This window comes from Natronorubrum halobium (genome assembly GCF_051351675.1).
Taxonomy (GTDB): Archaea; Halobacteriota; Halobacteria; order Halobacteriales; family Natrialbaceae; genus Natronorubrum.
Map to the genome: position 1 here is coordinate 3,249,161 of NZ_CP195595.1, position 22,617 is coordinate 3,271,777.

Consider the following 22,617-nt stretch of genomic DNA (forward strand, 5'->3'; position numbering starts at 1 on the left):
GCCGACCGATCCCTCAGTTGGCAGTTTCGTCGGAGTCGGTGGCACCGTCCGCGTCGTCCCCACCGTTCGCTTCGGCATCCGTGGACTCGTCGTCCGCGACCTCGCCGCCGAGTTCGATCGCCGCGTCCTCCTCGTCGGCCGGTTCCTCGGATTCGTCGGCGGCCGCCGCGTCGTCGCCGTTGGAGTCTGCGTCCGCGTCCGATGCTCCGGACGCTCCCTCGGTCTCCTCGGCGTCGTCATCCACGCCGGCAGTGTCGCTTTCGTTTGCCGCTGTCCCCTCCTCGGCCTCGAGTTCGCCGTTCGAAACCGTCACCTGTGCGTTCTGGATGACCTTGTCGCCCATCTCGTAGCCGGGCGTGTAGACATCGGCGATGGTCCCTTCCGGCTGGGCGCTGTCGACCTGCATCATGACCTCGTGGCGCTGCGGGTCGGTCGCGGTGCCGGGGTCGGGATCGATCTCCGAGACGTTCTCGTCCTCGAGGATGCGGTCGAACTCGCGCAGCGTCATGTCGACGCCGTCGCGCAGGCTCTCCGCGTCGTCGCTGTCCTCCTCGAGGGCGCGTTTCAGGTTGTCGCGGACGCCGAGCAGCCGTTCGACGAGGTCCTCGGTCGCTCGGTCCTTGATCTGCTGCTGGCGCTTTTTGGCCCGCTTCTTGTAGTTCTGGAAGTCGGCCTGTTTGCGCTTGAGTCGGCTCTTCAGGTCCTCGACCTCCTCCTCGTACTCGTCGACCCGTTCCTCCCGCGCCTCGAGTTCGTCCTGTAACTCCCCGATGGTCTCGGCCTGTTCCTCGACGCGCTCGGTGAGATCCTCGAGTTCCTCGCGCTGGTGGGAGACGGTGCCGTTCAGGTCGCGGGCCTCGTCGACGACGGCGCTGACCTGCTGTGCGAGTTCGTCGTCGTACTCGGTCACGTCGTCGAGCAGTCGCTGAATGTCCTCGCTCGTCTGGGGCGCCGCGGACGACTCGCCGTCGGATTCCTCGGCAGCGTCCGTCACAGCGACGCTCGAGTCGTCCCCGTCCGATTCGGAGTCGCCAGCAGGGGCCGGTTCGGCGTCCGACTCGTCCGTGCCTGCCGAGGCGGATTCGCCGTCGATCATCTCGCCGTCGTCGGATCGCTCCTCGGACGGGACACCCTGGGCTGAGGAGTTCGTGCCCTCGTCTTCGCTCATGTGCCAGTCAAGGAACACCGGTAATAAAAGGGTTGAGGTAGGGGTCCGACGGCCCTCGATTTCCACGACAACCGTCGACACACGCCGACCGCGTTCGTCGGCACGCTCCGACTGCGTCCGTCGGCAGTCCGACAGTATTTGGTCGTCCCGCTCCGACCGTTCACCGTGACCCGGCCCAGCAACGAGCAGTCGGATTCGACGTCGATTACGCTCCGCTACGAGGACGGCACCGTCCGAATCGACGGACTCGAGGAGTCGTCCGTCGCCCCATCACCCCTCCGGAAGTCGGTCCCCGACCTCGAGAGCGATCCGCGGACCGACGGCTGGCGCGCGCCCGCGTTTCGCTACGCAGTGCTCCGAGCGGCCCTGCTGGACGCTGCGGCCGAACCGGATCGAATCGACGACCGCGTGCTCGCCCTCGACTCCCTCCCACCTCTCGAGTCGGCGTACGAACTTCGCGCGTATCAGAAGACTGCGCTCGAGACGTGGCTCGAGACGGATCGATGTGGGGAGAACGCTGCGGACGGCAGCCCGATTGCTACCGCGCCCGCGGGCGTCCTCGAACTCCCGACGGGCAGCGGGAAGACGGTCATCGCCCTGAAAGCGATCGAACGGCTCTCGGTGCCGACGCTCGTGGTCGTCCCGACGATCGACCTGCTCGACCAGTGGCAACGCGAACTCGAGCGCGAGTTCGACGGCGATATCGGGCGCTTCGGCGGCGGCGAGCAGCGCCTCGAGCCGATCACGGTCTCGACGTACGACTCGGCGTACCTGAAGGCCGATTCGGTGGGAGATCGATTCGGGTTCGTCGTCTTCGACGAGGTCCACCACCTCGGCGGCGAGGGCTATCGCGAAATCGCTCGCCTGCTCGCCGCCCCCGCCCGACTGGGACTTACGGCGACGTTCGAGCGCCCGGACGACGCCCACGAGATCATCGAACAGATCGTCGGCTCGCTCGTCCACCGCGTCGACGTCGACGAGTTGGCGGGCGATCACCTCGCGAACTACGACCTGAAGCGACTCGAGGTGGCGCTCACGCCCGACGAACGCGAGGAGTACGAGCGAGTACAGGAGGTGTTTACGGACTACCTGGCGCGGTCGGGCATCCAGATGCAGAGCGGGTCCGACTATCAGGAACTCGTCAAGCGCTCCGGCAACGATCCCGAGGCTCGCGAGGCGCTGCTCGCCCGCCAGCGCGCTCGCGAGATCATGTACGGCAGCGCGGCCAAACTCGAGGCGCTCGAGGAGATTCTGGCCGACCACCGTGACGATCGGACGATCGTCTTCACCGCCCACAACGACCTCGCGTACGACGTGAGCGAGCGATTTCTGATGCCGACGATCACCCACCAGACTGGGGCCGCGGAGCGCAGGGAGATCCTCGAGCGGTTCCGCGACGGCACGTACGGGCGAATCGCGACCTCGAACGTCCTCGACGAAGGGGTCGACGTCCCGGACGCGTCGGTCGCCGTCGTCCTCTCGGGCAGCGGCAGCGAACGGGAGTTCGTCCAGCGCCTCGGGCGGATCCTCCGTCCAAAAGCGGACGGCGGTCGGGCGATCCTCTACGAGATTATCTCCGAAAACACCGGTGAAGAACGGGTTGCGAGGCGTCGCCGCGACTGATGGTCAGTTAGTATCGCAGTCGTTGGTAATACGATCTGTACGCGGTTTATTTCTTCGATTGTTCGCACCTTCGGATGGTATTTTCAAGGAAGTCCCATCTAAGAGTCGAGCGTTGGTACCGCTCTTCGTGTCGTAATACGCGATTTTAATGGAATTGAGGGGACCCAGCATCTATAGCAATTCGGCAATAAACAGAGACATCCGCTCTTCATGATCACTGCCCTCGTAACCTGGTTCCGTTCGCGGAGACGGAACGATACCGAACGGACCGCGAATCACGGTCTTCGATTCGCTATCGTCATCGCACTCGTCGAAGGCGTCCGTCGGCGTGATCCGAGCGTGATCGTCAATGGCATCCTCTCCCTTCTGTTTGCGGCAATGCCGAGATGCCTCGAGAACAGATACGGTGTCCGTTTCCAACCGTGGCAACGATTGTGGGTCTCGGTAGCGGCATTAGTCCACACGCTGGGGATGCTGGGTCCGTACGATCGGATCTGGTGGTGGGATCACCTCGCGCACACGCTATCCGGCGTCGTCGTCGCGGGAGCCACAGATGTAGCATTTCGAGCGGAGGCCGATGCGGACCCCCGGGGGAAATTTTCGCCAAAATTCAGACCGGCAGTCATCACGGGCGTAACTCTCGGTTTCGGGGTTCTCTGGGAGGTACTCGAGTACGGAATCCACGCGACCGCCGATCAGCGAGGGTTCGAACCACTACTCGTCCACTACGGACGACTCGACGCGATCGGAGACATCGTCTTCGACCTCTTGGGTGCATCTCTCGTGGTCCTATTTGGTCGACACGGACTCTCCAATGTCATCGAATCGATCACCGACGAGAGCGACGAATGATAAGCGGACGTGACCGCGAGAGGGATCTGGAGGCGCTAGTCGAGTGGGAAACAGTGGAATCGTAAATATCGTGTGAATTACTGCGAGAGCAAACCGCACCTTGCTAATACTGCCGTTCCCCTTATTATCGCACGAATGCTATGCTAAAACATGGTTGGTGTCAACAAGGTAGATACGGAGGAGGACTACATTCACGTCCGATTTAGAGATCCGGACCAATTCGACGAAATTCGGACGCCCGATTGGGCAGAGGATCCCGCCCAATCGGTCTCCGAGGGGAGTGAAGTACGGATGGGACAAGAAGAAGATAGTGATGACTGGAAGGTGGAATCCGTTCTCATCAAGAAAAGTGTGGGAGAAGACAAGGCCGAAGAGCAAGCCCAAGAGATCGTCGAAAAGATCGAGTCATAAGGACTCTCTAGTTGGCTCATCGTAGCTCACCTCGTGCTCGTGTGTAGTTCTCTCTTCCGAACAGTTCGAGCGTTCGCTTCGCCGTCCAGTCTCCAACGGCTCGCAGGTGACCCTCGAGTGACCGCTCGCGGTCGCGAGTTTCCCACCCTACGATTCCGGTGATCGGTTCGTCGTCAACACGGGGACTGACGCGGTGCGAAGGACTCGTTCAGTGATACTCCCGAGGAGATGTTCATCGAGCCCCGTTCGGCCGTGAGTTCCCATCACGATGAGATCGACTCCCTCCCCGTCAGCATACGTGGTGATCCGCCGCGGGACCGATCCGGACTTGATCGCGGTCACGACGTCGTCGGCACCCGCGTCGATCGCCGTCGATTCGGCATCTAAGAGGAGATCCGCCGCTCGGTTCTGGCGTTCGGTCTGGTCGGTGATCGATCCGAAGAGTTGGTCCTCCAGAACCGAGAGGAGATGGAGCGTGGCGCGGTTCCGGTTCGCCACGTCTGCTCCTAGTTGCAGTGCGACCGCTGCGTGCTCGCTTCCGTCGGTCGGGACCAGGACGGACTCGTACGGATAGGTCGGGGCGTCATCAATCGCACGAACCGTCAGTACCGGCATCGGCGCCGCGTTGACGATGCGTTCGGCGACGCTTCCGACAACGTATCGCTCGAGACTGCCTCGGGCGTGGGTCCCCATTGCCACGAGATCGACATCCTTCGTCTCGGCGTAGTCGACGATCGCGTCGTGGGGTACACCCTGCACGACGTCCGTAGTCGCGGGAACGTCGCTATCCGCGGCTCGTTCCCGCGCGTCCGAGACGATCTCGTCGCCTTCGCGTTCTAGAACGTCCACGACGTTAGTACCGAGACGGGTTTGACTCGGCTCGTTCGTGTCTGCAACGTAGAGAAGGGTGACGGTCGCGTCGTGATCGCCGGCAATCTCGAGCGCGTGGTCCAGCGCCGCCGTCGCCGAATCGCTCCCGTCGACTGGAACGAGAATTCGATCGTACATGGCGATCCTTGACTACGTTCCGGACCGGTATACCTGTTCGACCTGCCAGCAGAGCGGGACGTCCCTTACCAGTAGTTGGTAATACGAGAAAGCGAAGGTGTCTGAGGCACCGTATACGTGGGGATACCGCCCGGAGAGCAGCAACGTGACGGCCGGAAAGTCACCGATAGTCCCGTCCCGGTGATCCCGCTGAATCCCTCGAACAAGGCGTTGCTCGGCGAGAGCAATGCGCGCATCGTCGCGTTCACCGGCGGCGTCGCGACGAAGTTCGGCTCGAGGGCGATGGTTCCCGCGATGAACGCGAACGGGAGCGAACTGAGCAGTCCGACGACGAGCCAGACGACCGCTGCGGACGCGAACGCCTGTGCGGACGACGTCTCCTCGGCTTCCGATGCGGCGTACATCAGTACGCGACCGATGACGTAGACGATCGCGGCCGACAGGAGTTCGGCCGGGATCGCGTAGTACTCCTCCCAGACGATCGAGACGATCGCGAGACTCGCGACTACGGCGGCGAACTTGGTCAGAACCATCCCGAGATTTCGACCGATCGGATTGTACCAGCTCATCGGACTACGACGGACCAAGTAGTGCCGATACTCGTCTGTCGAAATCGAGCCCGTTCGAGGGGATCAATGACCGAGTACACGGACGATCGTCCGTCTCGAGTCCGCATTTACCTACCCATTCATAGTAAAGAAGAACGCATCGAAACGGCCATACTCCGGACGCTCGCTCATCCCTCCGAGAACGCCGACGATTGATCGCTCCCGTCCGACGACTGTGTCTGGACGCGATCGATCGCGTGGCCGTACAGCTTCGTAAACGGCGTGGCCGTGATCCCGTGGACCAGCACCGAACTCGCGATGACGAGACTGGCCGCCCCCCAGATGATCTCGTTGCCCAGTATTCGGTGGGCGACCGTCGCGTAGAAGAGCGCCGCGATCCCGATGGGGCCGAACCAGCCCGCGAACAGCGAGTCGTGATCACCGTCGATCGGCCGGACCGTCCGCCGGAAGATCACCGTCATCGGCAGTCGACGCAGGAGCAAGATGCCGGCCGCGAGGGCCACGCCGGCCCAGCCGAGCGAAACCCACTGGTCGACTGGCAGCGCGATACCGAAGAACACGAAGATCGGGAACGTGAACAGGCGGAGCACCGTCTCCTGGACCTTCTGTTCGTCGGCTTCGTCGGTAGCGTCGGCGAACTGATTGAACAACAGTCCGGCGACGAAGGCCGCGAGGATACCGTCGCTGCCAAGTAACTTGACGCCGCCCAGCACGGCGAACGTGAGCGCGACGGTGACGCTCAGTAGCGACGTCTCCTCGAGGAGTTCGTGTTCGTGGAACTCGCGTTCGATCCAGCCGGCGGCCGCGCCGATCGCCGCGCCGACGAGCACGGCGGCGCCGACTTCCCAGAGGAGCGTCGAGACCAGCCAGTCGGTGATCGCCCGCTGGGGCGGATGCTGGAGTACTAGAATCGGAAGGAAAACGAGCGGGTACGCGAGTCCGTCGTTGGCTCCAGACTCGCCGGTGAGGAGGTTCCGGATCGACTCCGGAATGTACTGCTCTGCGGTAGTGCCCGTGACGATCGTTCCGGCGAGGACCGGGTCCGTGGGAGTGATGATCGCCCCGATGAGCAGCGCGATCCAGAGCGGAACGCCCAGAAAGAGATAGACGAGTCCCCCGCTGACGAGCCACATGCTGATCATTCCGGGGACGAGGACCGCCGCCATCGATCGCGCGTGTGTCCGGAGGTACCGTTGGGGGAGACGGAGCGCGGCGGCCATGACGGCCAGGCCGACGGTGAGGCGGGCGAACTGTTCCATGATCGTGAACGGATCGCCCCAGTGTGAGAGGCTGACCAGCCCTAGGCCGAAGGGTCCGATCACGATCCCGAGGAGCACCGACGCCATCGGCTCCGAAAGGAAGTATACCTTGTTTCGCATCAGTCCCGCGACGAGACTCAACGCCAACGTCAGCCCACCGATCGTGACGAGCGCGATGTTGAGCTCTTGCATAGTCTCGGCTCCGAACGTCGGTACAGGACCTGAAACTCCCGTAAATGGGAGCGTATAACGGTTCATTCGCCGATAAACGGAATAGGAGTTCGGCCTGCGACTGTCGTGCCCGTCATGCGCGCGGTCGTAACAGTAGCAGCGCCGGTGGGACTACTCTCTACCCGTCCGCGTATCTCCGGTCGATGGTCAACGCCTTCTGGCTCGATCGCGACCTCGAGCGGGCCGCGGCGTGGCTCGTCGACCGCCACGTGATCAGCGGCGTCTTCGAGTGTTCGATGGTCCTGACGACCGCGGTCCAGTTGAACGGGTACCCTTACGAACGTCCCGGAGCGCGACGGCGTGAAGCGCAGGTGTTCGGCGCATCGCAACCGAACCCGCGTCAGATACGTTCGGGAGGCTATTTCGAGGCCGAACCGACCCGATCGTCGCGGTCGGTTTCGGACCCGCGGTGTCGCTCGAGGAGCTGTTGCACCCCGGCACGGAGCGCTTCGCTCCGGGAGTGGTACACGTCGGCGTCGACGAGCGATTCGAGGGCGGCGAGTTGCTCGTCGGTGGCTCGGAACGTCACGCGCTCGAGCGTCTCCCTATCCTCCAGTCGGGAGTGGTTGGGTTCGGCTACGATATCGTCGGACGGCGAACTACGCGACAGCTTCGGTCACCTCGTTCCGGTCGCGATCCGGACGCGACGGCGGTCTCGTCTCGGCTCCCGCGGCTCTGAGTCCCGTTCTACTTATCGCGAGGACCATGTGACGAGGAGGGGACGGCCAGTAAAAAGGGCTCGCGTAGCGGAGTGGAAGTGAAACAGGACGATGCAAGTGTAGACGGGTGGGAAGATGCCGGTTCCGGTCGTCGCGGAACGTCGACCGATCGATCGGCAACGGGGCGGACCGGAACGCGCGATTCCGGGCCCGACGGACAGCGTTATCCTCGTTCGGCCCCTGAACGTGACGCGGGCAACCGCAGGAAAAAACCATGCCCGAAGATACGCAGCCAGCCTCCCGGAGCAACGCATCAGACGACGACCGGTTCGAGCGACTCGAGGGCGCCGAGTACGACCGCGTCAGCGAGTTCCTTCGCGATCGCGTCGCCTTCACGGCCCGCGAGTGGGCGGTCGCTCGCCTCTGTGCCGACTTTCGGACCGGAACGGGTATCGAGATGACGACCGTCGGGGAGAACCTCCCCGACCTCGTTCCCTTCATGGACGACCAGTACACGCGCCAGGCCGTCTACCAGTCGCGAAAATCCTTCGAGAAGAAGGTTCGAAAAGCGGGTGCGACGTTCCTCTACGGCGCCTACTCCGATTTCTTCACGGCCGATGAACTGGACGACATCGCCTACGAGGCGACGGAGGTCGCGCGGTTTCTGATCGAAGTCGAAGGCGCCTCCCTCTCGCACGAGACCGAACTGGACGCGGAAGAACGGGTCAGAGCGGCGATGGAGGACGTCCATCGGGCGAGCCTCGAACTCCGGTACGACCGCTGTCCGAACTGCGGCGAGCGACTCGGTGAAGACGCGATCGAATCCGAATGAGGCGCTCTCGGACCAGTTCGTCTCCTCCTCGACCGACTGTTCGGCTACGGATTGTTCGTCTCTCGGTTCCTGGGCCGCGATCACTCGATCGGATGCGCGACCGTGGTGAGCAGCGCGTTCTCGGCCTGTCGCGAGTCGAGTCGCGTGTGCTGGCAGACGACCGGCACGTCCGATTCGATCACGCTCGCGAAGTCCTCGCCTTTCGGGATCGCTTCGGGCTCCTCGAGTTCGTTGAACCGGACGTGACTGGTTCGCTCCGCGGGGACGGTCCGCTCGAACGGTCCGATCGGCCCGCGATCGGTGAAGTAGACCGTGATCTCGACGGTGGCGTCCTCGTCGGTCGTATTCAGAATGCAGACGGTCTCGTGGCTCTCCATCTCCGGTTCGGGGCCGGTGCTCTCCTCGGGGATGTACCCCTCCGGGATCGCCCACGTGCGTTTGCCGGTCATCGGTTCTCACCGGGGAGAACGACGGAGATGCAGATAACACACCGGCTTGTACCCTCAGGCGGGTATCGAAACGAACGGCTCGGACGAGCGGCGGTCAGGAACGCGCAGGCTCGAGCCTTAGGGCCGTCCCGAACGAGGTACCCGTATGGCCGACACCGACGCAGGCGATAGCGACGGCTTCTGCGTCACCGCCCTCGGGACGGGCGCATCGACACTGGACAACGAGCGCGCGTCCGTCGGCTACGTCGTTCGCGTCGACGGCGACCCGGCGCTGCTGGTGGACGCCGGCGGCGGAACCGCCGCGCGACTCAGCGATGCTCGAATCGACCTGACTGCGGTGGACGCGGTCTTCCTCGGCCACCTCCACGTCGATCACACGGCCGACTTCCCGGCGGTCGTCAAGGCCGCGTACCAGCAGGGCCGCGGCGACCGACCGCTGGCGGTGTACGGACCCGCGGGGACGCCGGAGCACCCGGGAACCGAGACCTGGCTCTCGCGGCTGTTCGACGAGGAGACGGGTGCGTACGGCTACCTGTCCGACTTCGTCGAGCGGTACGCGGACGGCGAACTCGACCTCCCGGTCACCGAGGTCGACGCCATCCCCGGAGAGAACGACGATGCGGTGCGGATCTACGAACGGGACGGCCTCACCGTCGACGCGATTCCCGTCGTCCACGGGGAGATTCCGACGCTCGCCTACCGGGTGGCCTACGATGGGCGGTCGTTCACGTTCACCGGCGATTACGCCGCCGAGACGGGGAACGTACCGAGGATCGCTCGCCAGACCGACGTCCTCGTCCACCACCGGTTGCTCGAGGACGACGCCGAGGGACCGAAGACGGACCTCCACCCGTCCGCGAGCGAGTGCGGCCGAAACGCCCGAGAGGCCGGCGTCGGAACGCTCGTCCTGTCGCATATCGGTCGCGACGATCCTGACGACCTCGAGACGGCGCTCGAGACCGTCCGCGACGAGTACGACGGTCGGATCGTCGTCCTCCGAGACCTGCTCGACGTCTATCCCGACGGGACCGTCGTCGACACGCGGGAGAACCGTATGAACGGACGTACGGGGCACCTCGAGGTGACCAATTTGGGTCCCGGTATCGTCGTCCTCGACGAGTGCTCGGAGCCGTAACAGTAAATCGACGAGTGCTCGGAGCCGTAACAGTAAACGGGAGCATGGGCAGTGAACCATCTCGCGAACTGCCGGGACCAGCACTATACGTGTTGGACTCGAACGTCTGAGTCTATGGCCGACGATGCCGACGCGCCGGTCTACTACGTGATCAGTGACCTCCACATCGGCGGCGACGAGCAGTTGGGTGAGATCGACTTTCTCGACGAGTTGCTCGACTTTCTCGAACGCCTCGAGACGACCGACGAGGACGCGGAGCTGATTATCAACGGCGACCTGTTCGGGCTGTGGGAGTTCACTGCGATCGACGGGCCGGCGAAATTCGACGTCCTGACCGAGCGCTATCCCGAACTGTTCGAACAGTTGCGCGCGACCGGCGACTCGGTCCCGATCACGCTGTTGCCGGGCAACCACGACAACGAACTCGCCGCGTACGACGAGTACGTCGAGCGGTTAGCACGGTACAACGTCGAACTCGTCCGGTCGGAGTCGGTCACTCGCCCGGTCGGCGATCGAACGATCCACTTCGAACACGGTCACCAGCGGGATCCCAACAACCGATTCGAAGACTTCGGCAACCCGTACGAGACACCGATCGGGTACCACTACAACACTCACGTGACGAGCCGAGCAGGCCAGCTGTCGGACCGAGGACGGTACAACTGGTTGAAGGACGTTCAGGCGGTCACGCCGACCGAACGTGTGCCTCGCTGGCTGCTTTCGAAGTACTTCTACCGCGAAATGAACCCGTTCTTGCGGTACGCCGCGATCCCGTTTCTGTTGCTGTTCAACCTCAGTGTCGTCCTCGCGGTGATGGCGGGGTTGGACGTGGCTGGCGTCTGGACGATGCCCGTCGAGACGACGGATTCGGTTCTCGCCCAGTTGGGGTTAGTGGGCGAGGCCGTTCACTTCCTCCTCGTCGTCAATGCGGCGGTCGCCGGCGTGCTCCTCCTCGCGGGCGTTCCCATTTACTTCGTCGTTCGTGACGTCGGGGAGACCGTCGATCGGTTCGGAATTTTCGAGACGGATCTCACCGTCGACCCCGAGGAGCCGTACGAGGAAGCCGCTCGCGAGGTGTTCGCAGACCGTCCGGAGACGGCAATTTTCTGCTACGGTCACACACACCGCCCGGGGGTGAACGAGGTCGAAGGCAGGCTACTCGTCAACAGTGGGACGTGGTTGAAGCGCCTCCACCGTCGGAACGTCATCGCTGGGGTGCTCCCGCCGGTGTTCTATCCGTCCTATCAGCTGTGTGTCGTTCGCATCGCCGCCGACTCCGACGGCGTGGCAGTCGAGTACGAGGAGATCCAGAAGACTCCCCCCAGCGGGGAAGAAATCACGCTCATCGAGCGCCTTCTCACGCTGGGTCGGGAACCGACTTCGGAGCTCCCGGACCGTTCGGTCGTCACCGACGAGGTACCAGACTCCGCTTCCGAACGGGTGACCGACCACTCCCGAGCGTGAACGAATCGATACGGTCCGGGATCGGAGTTCTACGCCACCTACGCGGCGGAATACACTCGCTGTGGTGGGATCGCGGATCTGCAATGTCCCCTCACTATTCGACACGCCGCTCGTGACAACGGCGGGCCACCCGACGTGTTACGGCGTTCGCCGTTACGGAGAGAACAGGCCGCTGCGGTCCACTGACCGCGGATTTCACGAGCGAGTCCGAGTACGGCACCCGTCCGACTATCGACCGGGCACGCGCGATCTTCGATCGGGCGCGCCACGACAAGCGCTCGGTTCTCACTCGAACCGGGGCAGCACCGCGTCGCCGAACGCCTCGATGAACGCCGCCTGATTCGTGTTGACGTTGTGGACGAACACCCGATCCACGTCGAGGTCGACGTCGGTCTCGAGCCACTCGACGTGCTCCTCGAGATCCGACGAAACGCGGACGTTCTCCGCGACGACCTCCTCGTCGACCGTTTCCGACAGTTCGTCGTACTGCTCGGGCGTCCGAAGCTCCTGGGTCACCGGGCCCGGCACGCAGTTGGTGTGCCACTGCTCGTAGGCGCCCTCGAGTGCGCTCTCGTCGTCCTCGTCGTAGGAGTGCTGGGCCTTGAGGAAGACCGGCTTCTCCGGGGCGTTCTCTTTGAACGCCTCGACGCGGGCGGCGTCGTCGTCGTGATCCGGCGTCGCGATCGTGATCATCCCGTCGGCCCACTCGGCGAGCCATTCGGCGGTCTCCGCCGACAGCGCGGCCCCGATCAACGGCGGAGCCGTCTCGGGCCGCGAGTAGAGCTGTGCCTGTTCGACGTCGACGCGGCCGTGGTGGGTCACCTCCTCGCCGTCCCACAGCCGCCGCATGATCTCGGCGCACTCCCTGAGACGGGCGTTCCGTTCGCGCTTGACGGGCCAGTCGGTTCCCGTGATGCCCTCGTTGAGTAACTGGCCGCTGCCGACAGAGAGCCAGAATCGCTCGGGATACATCTCGCGCAACGTCGCGGCACCCTGGGCGACGACGGCGGGGTGGTAGCGGTAGCCCGGGGCGTTGACCGTCCCGAACGTCAGGTCGGTCGCCTCGAGCGCCGACCCGAGCCACGACCAGACGAACCCCGACTCGCCCTGTCGCTCGCTCCAGGGGTGGAAGTGATCCGACGCGAGGGCGTGATCGAAGCCGTTGTCGTCCGCGAGTCGGGCGTACTCGAGGAGGTCGCTCGGCGCGAACTGTTCGTGCGAGACGTGGTATCCGAGATCGGTCATGAGTGGTACGTTCGGTCAAAGACTCCGTCGGGGCTGACGCCGTGCTCGTAGTCGTGAACGTGATCGTGGCTGCTCGACTTGCTGGCCACCGTCTCTCCTACTCGACTCGAGCGTGTCTCGTCGATCGTCCGCCGTCGACACGGACGTATACCCCACGAAACGCTACTTAGTTTCACGGCGTGTCTGTGCCTGACTCGCACCGTTTCGGCTCGAGTCGATATCTGTATATTATCATGTATGGGACCCACGCACGCATGGTGCTGGGGTTGCCAGCGGGGAGTACCATCGTCGTCCTGGTGATGCTGCTCCTGCCGCTCGTCACGCTCGTACTGTACTGGATCGATCACACGAGAAACGACGGCTACGTATCGGTTCTGGGGAGGCGATGAAATGCCGACGCTGCAACTGACTTTCGGTGCGTACCTGCTCGTTTTGCTCGCGATCGGGATCTACTTCTTCCTCACGACGGAGACCCAGCGGCTCTCGGACTACCTGCTCGCGGGACGGGACGTCGGCACCTGGCCGATCGCCATCTCGGAGGTCTCCTCGGTCGCGAGCGGCTGGACGTTCTTCGCGTGGGTCGGCGTCGGCTTTACGACGGGCCTCAACGGGCTCTGGTTCGCGGTGACGATGATCGTCATCATCGTCTTCATGTACCGCTACGTCGGCTCTCGGTTTCGCCGACAGTCCGAGGATCTCGGGAGCGTTACGATCTCCGATCACCTCTCCCTAGCGGTCGAGGACGAGCGGCTCAGTTTCTACGTTCGGATCGTCGCGACGGTCTCGATTCTCGTCTTCATGGGCGCCTATCTCGGCGCACAGATCATCGCGGTCGGCGAGGCGATGGACACCGGAATCGGAATTGATTACCTTCTCGCGATCGCCGTCGGCGGCGTCGTCGTCGGGATTTACACCGTCCTCGGCGGGTTCAACGCCTCGATCTGGACCGACGTCTTTCAGGGAATCCTCATCTTCGTCGCGGCCGTGACGCTGCCGATTCTCATGATTATGGAGGTCGGCGGCTGGTCAGCGTTCGTCTCCCAGGCCGGGGCCGTCGAGGACGCCGCGTTGCTCGATCTCAACGCCGGGCTCGCCGGGCAGGCGATGGTCATCGCGACGCTCGCGTGGGTGACGTTCGCGTTCGGGACGATCGGCCAGCCCCATTCGTTGATGCGCTTCCAGGCGATCCGCTCCGAACGTCATCTGAGCGGTGCAGCCGTCATCGCCGTCGCCTTCCAGTCGCTGCGGCTGACGGTGCCGTTGTTCATCGGCGCGGCCGGTCGCGTCATCTACGGCTCCGTCGACGATCCGGAGAGCGTCGCAATGATGGCGATCGTCGACTTCTTCCCCGCGTTCGTTGCCGGCATCCTGCTGGCAGCGATCGTCTCCGCGATCCTCTCGACCTCGGACTCGATGCTCATCGTCGCGTCGTCGGACCTGACGCGGTTCTACGAGGAACGGATCAACTCCGACGCGAGCGAGAGCGAACTCGTCCTGATCGGACGTGCTACCGTCGGTGCACTGGCAATCGGCGGTATCGCGCTCGCGTTCCTCCGACCCGGTACCATCTTCGAGATCATCGAGTTCGCGTACGTCGGTCTCGGCGCAACGTTCGGTCTCCCGTTGCTGTTCCTGTTGTTCTGGGATCGAACGACCGGTGAGGCCGTCCTCGCCGGGATCGTCGCCGGACTCGTCACCTCGATTGGGAACCTGTATCTCTTCCCCGACCTCTTCCCGATTCTCGTCTGGCCGATCTGCCTCGCCGTGATCGTCGGCGTCGCGTTCCTGACATCGGAGAGCGGCGCCGATCTCGCGGACGTTCCCGCTCCCGCCTCGAGGAGCGTCGATCCCGCCGACGACTGACTGTCTTCGCCCGTCGATTTCGACATCGCCTGACTGTTCCCCGCCGACTTCACGAGTAAGCCTGCGGGTTCCACTCGCCGCCGAGTTCCGTCCGTTTGTAGGTCTCGAACGAACCGCCCTCGAAGATCGTGACGCGTCCCGTTTCCTCGCTCAGCGTCAGCGTCGAGACGACGTTCTTCCGTCTCGAGGTGTCCAGCGCGCTCATGTGGCGCGCCCCCATCCAGTCCTCGTACTCGGCGTCGGCCGGATCGATGGCCTCGAGTTCGCCGGGCATGAGATCCGTAAAGCGGACCAGCTGTTCCTGGACGACGCCGTCGACGCTCACGACGAGGGCCCCGTCCCGCGTCATCGCGACGTCCTGTGCCGTCTCGAAGAAGTTCTGGAGGTCCATACAGACGTCCCGACAGTCGTCGGTCGGCCACCGGTTTCGCCCCATCGGATCCGCGAAGTTCGCGACGGACGGACCCGTGACGATCGCGATATACATCCCCGGTCCCTTGACGTACTGATCGTTCCACCGGTCGAAGCTCAGACTGATCGACTCGAGGGTGTGCGTGAGACAGTCGATCAACTCCTGAACGCCGTCGTGGTCCTCGTAGGCGATCCGGAGGTCGTCCATACCGCCCGTAGGTGCCGGATCGCCGTAATGCCGCTGCCTGAACGGCGGTCCCGTCCGCCCCGTCGACCAAGCGGGGTGCTTTTGGGGTCGCCGCGCCGATATCGAGTCGGATGCTGACGAAGGACCTGCTTCGCGTCTCGCGGGCCGGCGGCGGCTACCACCCCCAGTTCGCCGGTCGGGAACACCGGCCGCTGGCCGCCCGCGTCATCGGGACGTATCAGGGCCACGTGGGCGAACCCCGCTCGGCGCTCGAGGACGCGCTCACTGCGCTGGAGCGCGGGGCGCCACGAGAGCAGGACGCCGAGGATTTCAAACTCGTCCGCGGCTTTTCCGCCCTGCTCGAGCGCGAGGCAACGTTCGAGACGGACGCAGTACTCGACCCCGAACGCGCTCGGAAGGCGGCCTTCGAGGCCGCCGAGGCCGTCGGCGTCGTCAGCGAAGACGAGCGAGCGATGGCGCTCGTTCGCGCCGGGGAGTCACTCGGCGTCTCGGCGGACGACCTCGAGCGGGCGCTCTACGCCGATCTCGAGGAGCGGCAGGTCCTCACCGAAGCGGGCTCGCCGTGGGATCCCGACGACCTCGTCGCGCAGTACAACCTCTCGCTGGCGCAGACGGCGCTGTTCGACGCGACCGAGATTCGCGTTCGCTCGAGCGACCCGAAAGCGCTGGTCTCGGCGATCAAGCGACTGCGACTGATGTACGAGATTTGCCGGCTCGAGAGCGAGGGTGGGAGCGACGGCGACGACGGGTCCGGAGCCATCGTCGAACGCGAGGTGGTCGTCACCGGGCCCACTCGGCTCTTCCGAGCGACCCGCCGGTACGGCACTCGCTTCGCGCGGCTCCTGCGAACCGTCGCGAAAACCGACCAGTGGCACCTCGAGGCGACCATCGACGACCGCGGGACCGAGCGGACGCTCGCCCTCTCCCACGAGGATCCCGTCCGCGTTCCCGACGCGGATCCGGTCGCCGAGGTGTCGTTCGACAGCAGCGTCGAGGCCGACTTCGCCGGTCGATTCTCGAATCTCGGCCTCGAGTGGGACCTCGTGCGGGAACCGGAGCCGCTCGCGACCGGCACCCGGGTGATGATTCCCGACTTCGCGTTCGACTACCAGTACGGCGAGTTCCGCGTCTACTTCGAAATTATGGGCTTCTGGACGCCCGACTACGTCGAAAAGAAGCTCGGGCAACTCGAGGGACTCGAGGACGTCGAACTGGTCGTCGCCGTCGACGAGTCGCTGGGCGTCGGCGAGGAAATCGCCGCGCGGGACTTCCGGGCGATCCCCTACACCGGCACCGTCCGCGTCAAGGACGTCGCCGCGGTCCTCCGGGAGTACGAACGTCAACTCGTGGCCGAAAGCGCCGCCGCGCTGCCCGAGGAACTGCGGCCGGACGAGGACGTCGTTACGCTCGAGTCCCTCGCCGCCAGACACGGCGCGAGCGAGGACGCGCTCGCGGACGTTTCAGTTCCCGACCACGAACGGGTCGGTCGGACGCTCGTTCGGCCGCCGGTCCTCGACTCGCTCGCCGAGGACCTCGAGACCGGGATGGACCTCGCGGACGCCGAGGCTGTGCTCGAGGACGTGGGGATCACCGACTCGAGCGCGGTCCTCTCGGAACTCGGCTATCGCGTCGAGTGGGAGGGGCTGGCCGGCGGGACGCTGGTCGAGCGGTAGTTCCTGCGTTGTAGTTCGACGGCCAATGGCACCGGCATTTGTGGCCTCGACGACCGAGTATCGGCCATGAGCGTGCTCGTCGGCGGCGGTGGCGGAACGATCGGTCCCCCCGTCGCGCACGCGCTCGCCGCACAGTATCCGACGCTGGACCTGACGCTCGCCGACCCACGTCGGTCTGGGCGTTCCCGTCGACCTCAGCGGGCACGGCGTCGCGGAAATCGTCGAGTGGAGCTTTCGACCGACGAACGGGATCGACTCGAGCAGGCTGCGACTGCGGTTCGAGAGTCGCTCGAGTGCTGCCGGCTTGATTTTCCGAGTAACAGGTACGTGTGCCGCTCGACTGCCAGCCGGCAACAGGTGTCACGATCATCAGCGATCGATCAGGAAGGGAGACTCGTTCCAACAATATTAGTGGGTAGCCTTAACCCGCTGAGGTGTCAGGTCCCCCCTGTGCACGATTCGTGAATGATTATCGCTCTACTGATCCTATGCAGATCTTACTCGTCGAAGACAATCCCGGCGACGTTCGGCTGATACAGGAGGCGTTCCGGGAGGTGGACGTGGAGACGACGTTCCATACGGTACACGACGGCGGTACGGCCCTCGAACTACTCCGCGAGCGACAGCGGACCGACTCGACCACCGAGCTGGATATCGCGCTTCTCGATCTCAATCTCCCGCGAATCGGCGGCTTCGAGGTCCTAGAGGAGATCAAGAACGACGAGGAGCTGACCGCGCCGCCGGTGCTCGTCCTGACGAGTTCGAAAGCGGACGAGGACGTCGCCAAGAGCTACGAACTCTGTGCGAACGCGTATCTCACCAAGCCGAGCAATCCCGACGAGTTCACCAAGCTGGGGAAAGCGGTCGAAGCGTTCTGGTTCGAGGAGGCGACGTTGCCGCCGGCCCCGGCCTGACCCGTTCGACCTTAGACAACCGACGCGACCCCAGCATTATCCCCGCTGCCGGTGTAGTGACGAGTATGCCCGACGACATTCCTGGCATCCACCACGTCACCGCGATCGCGAGCGACCCGCGAGGGAATTTCGAGTTCTACACGGAGACGCTCGGCCTGCGACTCGTCAAACGGAGCGTCAATCAGGACGACGTCTCGGTCTATCACCTGTTCTACGCTGATCACGAGGGGACGCCGGGAACGAGTATGACGTTCTTCCCCTACACCGACGCCCGACCCGGCCAGGTCGGCGCGGGCCAGGCCAGCGCCGTCTCGTTTCTCGTCCCCACCGGATCGATCGACTACTGGCGCGAGCGACTCGTAGACGCCGGCATCGACCTTGAGGAGCCCCGCGAGCGGTTCGGAGATACCGTCCTGCCCTTTACCGATCCGGACGGCCTCCCGCTGGAACTGGTCGCCCGGGAGGACGCCCCGCCCGCGAACCTTCCCGAGAGTCCGGTTCCACACGCCCACGCGATTCGCGGTTTCTTCGGCATCACGCTCTCGCTGACGAGCGGCGACGCCACCGGCGACCTGCTGACGGAGATGGGGTATCGGCAAACCGATCGCGACGGGAGCCGACACCGCTACGAGGCCGACGGCGAGCTGGGCTACGTCGTCGACGTGCTCGAGGATCCACAGGCACCCCGCGGGATTCCCGGCGCGGGAACCGTCCACCACGTCGCGTTTCGGGTCTCCGCGGACGACCAGTCCGATTGGCGCCAGCTCCTGATGGACCGCGGGCTTCGGCCGACCGAGATCATCGATCGGAAGTGGTTCAAGTCGGTCTACGCCCGCGAGCACGGCACCGTCCTCTTCGAGTACGCGACCGCGGAACCGGGCTACACGGTCGACGAAGCGCTCGACGAACTGGGCGAACGGCTCGTCCTCACCGAGTGGCTCGAGGACCGCCGCGAGGAGATCGAGGCCGGATTGCCGGACCTGTCTCCCTGATCGGCCGGCCGGCTGGTCGCGTCCTCGCCAGTTTCGATCACGACGACTCCATGATCTCGGTCTCCTCCTGCGGAAGCTCCTGTTGCAGGACGAACGGACCGAAGTCCGCGGCGGTCCGCCGAGCGATGGTCGCGATCCGGAGGACGTAGACGAGCAGGACGGCGAAGGGACTGAACAGGGCCGTGATCGTCGTACTGACGACCAGTACGTACACGTACGGGTGCAGTCCCATCGCCAGCAGGTTCCCGTACGCGACGATGATGAACGCGCCGCCCAGCAGCGTCGGAAAGCCGACGTACAGCAGGATCTTCGACAGATCGGCGAGCTCCTGTTGCATATACACCGTCTTGAAGTACTGCCGGGCGATGTGGATGTCGCCGAGGAGTTCCTCGAGTCGCTCGAGTTGCCCGTCCGCCGCCTCCGAGAGGTCGTCACGGTAGCGCTCCCGGAGTTGCCGAACGATCTGTAACTGCCAGGGGTCGTTGTAGTGCAAAATGACGGAGATGACGGTGAACGAACCGAACGTGGCTCCCCCGAGCGTTTCGATCGCGTCCCGATCTCGCGGGTCAGTCTGCGAGACGAACGAATCGACCCGCGACCGCAGGTCGTCCGGGGCGTCGCGACAGACGTTCTGCAGCCCTAGCGCCGTCCGCCGCTTCGCCTCGATCAGCACGCGGAGGAACTGCGACGGCTCGGCCGGCGTCGGTCGGTAGCCGGTGTGCTCTTCGATTCGCTTTCGGTAGTCGCGGGTCTCCTCGAGTCGTTCGAAGAAGGCGCCGGTCGAGCCGAACTCCTCCGAGAGGATGAGCTGGTTGATCGCGAGGACGACGGTGATAAAGGGGAGCATCCCGCCGACGAGTGCCGCACTGATGGCCGTGATATCGCCCTCCTCGGCGGGCGTGATCAGTCCGCCCCGAATGAGCAACAACGAGGCGCCGAAGACGAGGAGGAGGAGAAGCCCGGAGATGACGCGTCGGTCGCCGTACAGGAAGGTCCAGCGGACGAACTCCCCGGCGTTGAGCCGTTCGAAGACGGAGGTATCGTCCAGCGAGGCGGACGGCGGTTCCGCCTCGTCCTCAGCGCCCATCGTGATCACTCGCTGTACGACTCACGTAGCCTCGATATTACTGCCCCAGCGACAAAACGATCCTGCCGGCAGAGAGCCGAGTGAGTCGCGCTACAACTCGCGCTGTCGTCCCTTGGGGACCATCGACCGCAGTTCGCCGTGGACGTAGAGTCCGATTCCGAGCGGCTCGAGTTTACCGGCGATTTCGTGGGCACCGATCAGGTAGCCCCAGTCGCCGTCCCACCACTCGAGGTCCTGATCTTCGCCCGTCGCGAACGCTCGGGCCTGCTCGCGATCCAGTTCGATCACGCAGTCGCTCGCGTACCGACCGAAGCGCTGGACGAAGTCCGTCGTCGGCTTCCAGTGTTCCTGGCGGGTGCGCAGGCAGGTCATCCCGATGGCTTCGATCTCGAGCGGCGTCGTGGCCTCGCCGGCGTAGATCCAGATCTTGCCCGCGCCCTTCTCCCAGAACGTGTAGTCGTCGAACGTCTCGGCCGGAACGCCGAATCGGTCTTCGAAGTAGTCGACGACCTCCTCGCGACTGGCGCGGCCCTCGACGGTTCGTTCGTCGGGCGTTTCGGGGAGTCGATCGAACCGCTGGCCATCGTTTTGCTCGGTCATTCGGCGGTCACCTCCAGTTTCGCGACGAAAAAGCCGCCCGTGTCGTTCTGGTGGGGGTAGATCCTGATCGCCCGCTCGAGACTGGGGTCGAAGGTCTCACCCTCCCACGCGGTGAGTCCCGGCGAGTGCTCGAGTCCGATATCGAAGTCGACGACGCGACAGGACTCCTCCTCGAGCGCGTGCTGGACGACCGCCTCGTTCTCCTCGGGCGCGAACGTGCACGTCGAGTAGACGACCGTGCCGCCCTCGCGGGTGGCCTGGATCGCGCGCCGGAGGATGCCCTTCTGAATGCCGGCGATAGCGGAGATGTGGCCCTCCGACCAGTTGTCGAGCGCGTCGGGGTTCTTCCGGATCGTCCCCTCGCAGGAACACGGGGCGTCGACGAGCGTCCGGTCGAACTCGTCGAAGGGAAACCGGTTCAGCGAGTAGTTGCGCGCGTCGTCGACCGTCACCGCCAGACTCGTCGCGCCGAGTCGCTCCGCGTTGAATCGGAGCGCCGAAATCCGGCCGAGGTTGTTGTCGTTCGCGACGACGGTTCCGCGGTCGTTCATCAGCGCGGCGATCTGGGTCGCCTTGCCCCCGGGTGCGGCACAGCAGTCCCAGACCCGCTCGCCGGGTTGGGGATCGAGGACGACCGGCGGCACCGCCGACACCTCCTCCTGGCCGTGGGTAAAGCCGTGGAACGACGTCCACGTCGACCCCGGAGAATCGGTCTCGAGGCGTAGCACTCGCGAGTTCCAGTCCGCCTGTTCGTACTCGACACCGTCCTCGTCCAGGGCCTCGAGCGTTCGCTCGACGGACGCCTTGATGGTGTTGACCCGGACGGCGTTGCCGAGCGGCCGCTCGCAGGCCGCGAGAAACGCCTCGAAATCGTCGACGATGGGTCGATACCGCTCGAGTGGCTCCATTGCCCCGGAATTCGATCGCCCGGTGTTTGTGGGTTTCGAACCGTCGGAGTCGACCGGCACCACCTGCCCTCGATTTTAAGACGCCGCCGACAGTCGTCTCATACATGGCACAGATCCGTTTGCAGGGCCCGGAGGTCGACCTCGAGGAACCGACGCTGATCGAGGGCTTCCCCGGACTCGGACTCGTCGGCAAGATCGCGACCGACCACTTCGTCCGCGAACTCGACATGCGCTACTACGCGAGCGTCGACTGCGATGGACTGCCCCGAATCGGCGCCTACCGCGGCGGCGACCGGACGGCTCGACCGCCGGTGCGGCTCTACGTCAGCGAGGAGCACGATCTGTTCGCGCTCCAGAGCGACGTCCCGATCACGTCCGACGCTGTCAACACCGTCGCCGACTGCGTGACCGAGTGGATCGTCGAGGCGGAGGCCACGCCGATCTATCTCAGCGGACTCCCGGCGGAGCGAGAGGGAACACCGGATCTCTACGGGATCGGGACCGGTGACGCCGGCGAGACGCTCGAGGCCCACGACATCGCCATTCCGCCCGAAGACGGCGTCATCACCGGGCCGACGGGCGCATTCCTCAATCGCGCGGCACACCGCAACTACGACAGCGTCGGACTGGTCGTCGAATCGAGCCCGCAGTTCCCCGATCCCGAGGCCGCGAGCGTTCTCATCGAGGCGGGGATCGCACCGATCGCCGACCTCGAGATCGACGTTCAGGACCTCCTCGACCGCGCCGAGGAGATCAAAGCGAAGCGCGAGCAGTTCGCCCAGCAGATGCAACAGATCGGACAGGAGGAGAGTTCGCAGGCCCAGCCGCTGCGGATGTATCAGTAGTCCGCGCCGCGCCGGTAGCGATCGACGATCCGAGCCCGCCGGCACGCTCCGACGGGACAACCCGACGGACATACCGTCGCTCGAGGCCTGACACGACCTCTCGCCCGTTCGATACTGGCAGTTGGTGAATGATTGTCGTGGGATGACACTCCGTTTCTGGCTCGAATTGCCGTTTGTGGCCCGCTGCGGTCGATCCTTCGAATTCCGTCGT

General features: G+C 64.5%; 23 protein-coding genes. 12 read left to right on the forward strand and 11 right to left on the reverse strand.

The genetic code is table 11. The features are described from left to right. Positions 1-13 precede the first annotated feature (13 nt). Positions 14-1,168, reverse strand: a complete 1,155-nt coding sequence (gene grpE, locus ACSFC7_RS16085) for a nucleotide exchange factor GrpE (protein WP_436343837.1) — start codon at positions 1,166-1,168, stop codon at positions 14-16. A gap of 165 nt (positions 1,169-1,333) precedes the next feature. Here grpE and ACSFC7_RS16090 point away from each other — a divergent pair, with 165 nt between their 5' ends. The 3 genes from ACSFC7_RS16090 to ACSFC7_RS16100 all read left to right on the forward strand — a co-directional run bounded on the left by ACSFC7_RS16090 (position 1,334) and on the right by ACSFC7_RS16100 (position 4,054). Beyond that, positions 1,334-2,791: a DEAD/DEAH box helicase gene (locus ACSFC7_RS16090; RefSeq protein WP_436343838.1), complete on the forward strand. Its 1,458-nt coding sequence runs from the start codon at positions 1,334-1,336 to the stop codon at positions 2,789-2,791. Positions 2,792-3,223: 432 nt separating this feature from the next. Further along, positions 3,224-3,643 carry a hypothetical protein gene (locus ACSFC7_RS16095; protein WP_436343839.1) on the forward strand — a complete coding sequence of 140 codons (420 nt, stop codon included), beginning with the start codon at positions 3,224-3,226 and terminating at the stop codon, positions 3,641-3,643. A gap of 150 nt (positions 3,644-3,793) precedes the next feature. Continuing rightward, positions 3,794-4,054 carry a hypothetical protein gene (locus ACSFC7_RS16100; protein ID WP_436343840.1) on the forward strand — a complete coding sequence of 87 codons (261 nt, stop codon included), beginning with the start codon at positions 3,794-3,796 and terminating at the stop codon, positions 4,052-4,054. 147 nt (positions 4,055-4,201) lie between these two features. On the opposite strand, the gene ACSFC7_RS16105 is transcribed toward ACSFC7_RS16100, so the two are convergent. The 4 genes from ACSFC7_RS16105 to ACSFC7_RS16120 form a co-directional block, all read right to left on the reverse strand. Continuing rightward, positions 4,202-5,062 carry a universal stress protein gene (locus tag ACSFC7_RS16105; RefSeq protein WP_436343841.1) on the reverse strand — a complete coding sequence of 287 codons (861 nt, stop codon included), beginning with the start codon at positions 5,060-5,062 and terminating at the stop codon, positions 4,202-4,204. Between the two features lie 65 nt (positions 5,063-5,127). After that, positions 5,128-5,631 (reverse strand): hypothetical protein, encoded by a 504-nt coding sequence (locus ACSFC7_RS16110; RefSeq protein WP_436343842.1) that lies wholly within the window; start codon positions 5,629-5,631, stop codon positions 5,128-5,130. Between the two features lie 167 nt (positions 5,632-5,798). Further along, a complete protein-coding gene (locus ACSFC7_RS16115; protein WP_436343843.1) occupies positions 5,799-7,082 on the reverse strand; it encodes a cation:proton antiporter domain-containing protein in 1,284 nt (427 codons plus the stop codon). Between the two features lie 397 nt (positions 7,083-7,479). After that, complete coding sequence (locus tag ACSFC7_RS16120) at positions 7,480-7,650, reverse strand: ribbon-helix-helix domain-containing protein (protein ID WP_436343844.1); 171 nt, start codon at positions 7,648-7,650, stop codon at positions 7,480-7,482. A gap of 404 nt (positions 7,651-8,054) precedes the next feature. On the opposite strand from ACSFC7_RS16120, the gene ACSFC7_RS16125 reads away from it, so the two are divergent. After that, positions 8,055-8,612, forward strand: coding sequence for a DUF5806 family protein (locus tag ACSFC7_RS16125; protein ID WP_436343845.1), 558 nt, complete (start codon positions 8,055-8,057; stop codon positions 8,610-8,612). A gap of 80 nt (positions 8,613-8,692) precedes the next feature. Here ACSFC7_RS16125 and ACSFC7_RS16130 read toward each other — a convergent pair whose 3' ends face one another. Next, positions 8,693-9,061, reverse strand: coding sequence for a sensory rhodopsin transducer (locus ACSFC7_RS16130; protein ID WP_436343846.1), 369 nt, complete (start codon positions 9,059-9,061; stop codon positions 8,693-8,695). Positions 9,062-9,206: 145 nt separating this feature from the next. On the opposite strand from ACSFC7_RS16130, the gene ACSFC7_RS16135 reads away from it, so the two are divergent. Together ACSFC7_RS16135 and ACSFC7_RS16140 are read left to right on the forward strand one after the other, a co-directional pair. Then, on the forward strand, positions 9,207-10,196 hold the full coding sequence (locus ACSFC7_RS16135) for an MBL fold metallo-hydrolase (RefSeq protein WP_436343847.1): 990 nt from the start codon (positions 9,207-9,209) through the stop codon (positions 10,194-10,196). 114 nt (positions 10,197-10,310) lie between these two features. Further along, positions 10,311-11,660, forward strand: coding sequence for a metallophosphoesterase (locus tag ACSFC7_RS16140; protein WP_436343848.1), 1,350 nt, complete (start codon positions 10,311-10,313; stop codon positions 11,658-11,660). A gap of 285 nt (positions 11,661-11,945) precedes the next feature. On the opposite strand, the gene ACSFC7_RS16145 is transcribed toward ACSFC7_RS16140, so the two are convergent. Further along, positions 11,946-12,905, reverse strand: coding sequence for a TIGR03885 family FMN-dependent LLM class oxidoreductase (locus tag ACSFC7_RS16145; protein ID WP_436343849.1), 960 nt, complete (start codon positions 12,903-12,905; stop codon positions 11,946-11,948). A gap of 233 nt (positions 12,906-13,138) precedes the next feature. On the opposite strand from ACSFC7_RS16145, the gene ACSFC7_RS16150 reads away from it, so the two are divergent. Both ACSFC7_RS16150 and ACSFC7_RS16155 read left to right on the forward strand, forming a co-directional pair. Beyond that, positions 13,139-13,294 carry a hypothetical protein gene (locus ACSFC7_RS16150; RefSeq protein ID WP_436343850.1) on the forward strand — a complete coding sequence of 52 codons (156 nt, stop codon included), beginning with the start codon at positions 13,139-13,141 and terminating at the stop codon, positions 13,292-13,294. A gap of 1 nt (position 13,295) precedes the next feature. Then, positions 13,296-14,768 carry a sodium/proline symporter gene (locus ACSFC7_RS16155; protein ID WP_436343851.1) on the forward strand — a complete coding sequence of 491 codons (1,473 nt, stop codon included), beginning with the start codon at positions 13,296-13,298 and terminating at the stop codon, positions 14,766-14,768. Between the two features lie 49 nt (positions 14,769-14,817). On the opposite strand, the gene ACSFC7_RS16160 is transcribed toward ACSFC7_RS16155, so the two are convergent. Further along, the gene (locus ACSFC7_RS16160; RefSeq protein WP_436343852.1) at positions 14,818-15,387 is read right to left on the reverse strand and encodes a hypothetical protein; all 570 of its coding nucleotides are present in this window, start codon (positions 15,385-15,387) and stop codon (positions 14,818-14,820) included. Between the two features lie 110 nt (positions 15,388-15,497). On the opposite strand from ACSFC7_RS16160, the gene ACSFC7_RS16165 reads away from it, so the two are divergent. From ACSFC7_RS16165 to ACSFC7_RS16175, 3 genes are all read left to right on the forward strand, one after another. After that, positions 15,498-17,060, forward strand: coding sequence for a DUF790 family protein (locus ACSFC7_RS16165; RefSeq protein WP_436343853.1), 1,563 nt, complete (start codon positions 15,498-15,500; stop codon positions 17,058-17,060). Positions 17,061-17,548: 488 nt separating this feature from the next. Beyond that, a complete protein-coding gene (locus ACSFC7_RS16170) occupies positions 17,549-17,974 on the forward strand; it encodes a response regulator (RefSeq protein WP_436343854.1) in 426 nt (141 codons plus the stop codon). Positions 17,975-18,039: 65 nt separating this feature from the next. Continuing rightward, positions 18,040-18,966 (forward strand): ring-cleaving dioxygenase, encoded by a 927-nt coding sequence (locus tag ACSFC7_RS16175; RefSeq protein WP_436343855.1) that lies wholly within the window; start codon positions 18,040-18,042, stop codon positions 18,964-18,966. Between the two features lie 37 nt (positions 18,967-19,003). On the opposite strand, the gene ACSFC7_RS16180 is transcribed toward ACSFC7_RS16175, so the two are convergent. The 3 genes from ACSFC7_RS16180 to ACSFC7_RS16190 form a co-directional block, all read right to left on the reverse strand. Then, positions 19,004-20,053 carry a hypothetical protein gene (locus ACSFC7_RS16180; RefSeq protein ID WP_436343856.1) on the reverse strand — a complete coding sequence of 350 codons (1,050 nt, stop codon included), beginning with the start codon at positions 20,051-20,053 and terminating at the stop codon, positions 19,004-19,006. A gap of 90 nt (positions 20,054-20,143) precedes the next feature. Beyond that, the gene (locus ACSFC7_RS16185; protein ID WP_436343857.1) at positions 20,144-20,653 is read right to left on the reverse strand and encodes a DUF7122 family protein; all 510 of its coding nucleotides are present in this window, start codon (positions 20,651-20,653) and stop codon (positions 20,144-20,146) included. Continuing rightward, on the reverse strand, positions 20,650-21,561 hold the full coding sequence (locus ACSFC7_RS16190; RefSeq protein ID WP_436343858.1) for an RsmB/NOP family class I SAM-dependent RNA methyltransferase: 912 nt from the start codon (positions 21,559-21,561) through the stop codon (positions 20,650-20,652). The genes ACSFC7_RS16185 and ACSFC7_RS16190 overlap by 4 nt, the downstream gene beginning before the upstream one ends. Positions 21,562-21,665: 104 nt before the next feature. Here ACSFC7_RS16190 and ACSFC7_RS16195 point away from each other — a divergent pair, with 104 nt between their 5' ends. Continuing rightward, a complete protein-coding gene (locus ACSFC7_RS16195) occupies positions 21,666-22,406 on the forward strand; it encodes a proteasome assembly chaperone family protein (protein ID WP_436343859.1) in 741 nt (246 codons plus the stop codon). Positions 22,407-22,617: the final 211 nt, after the last annotated feature.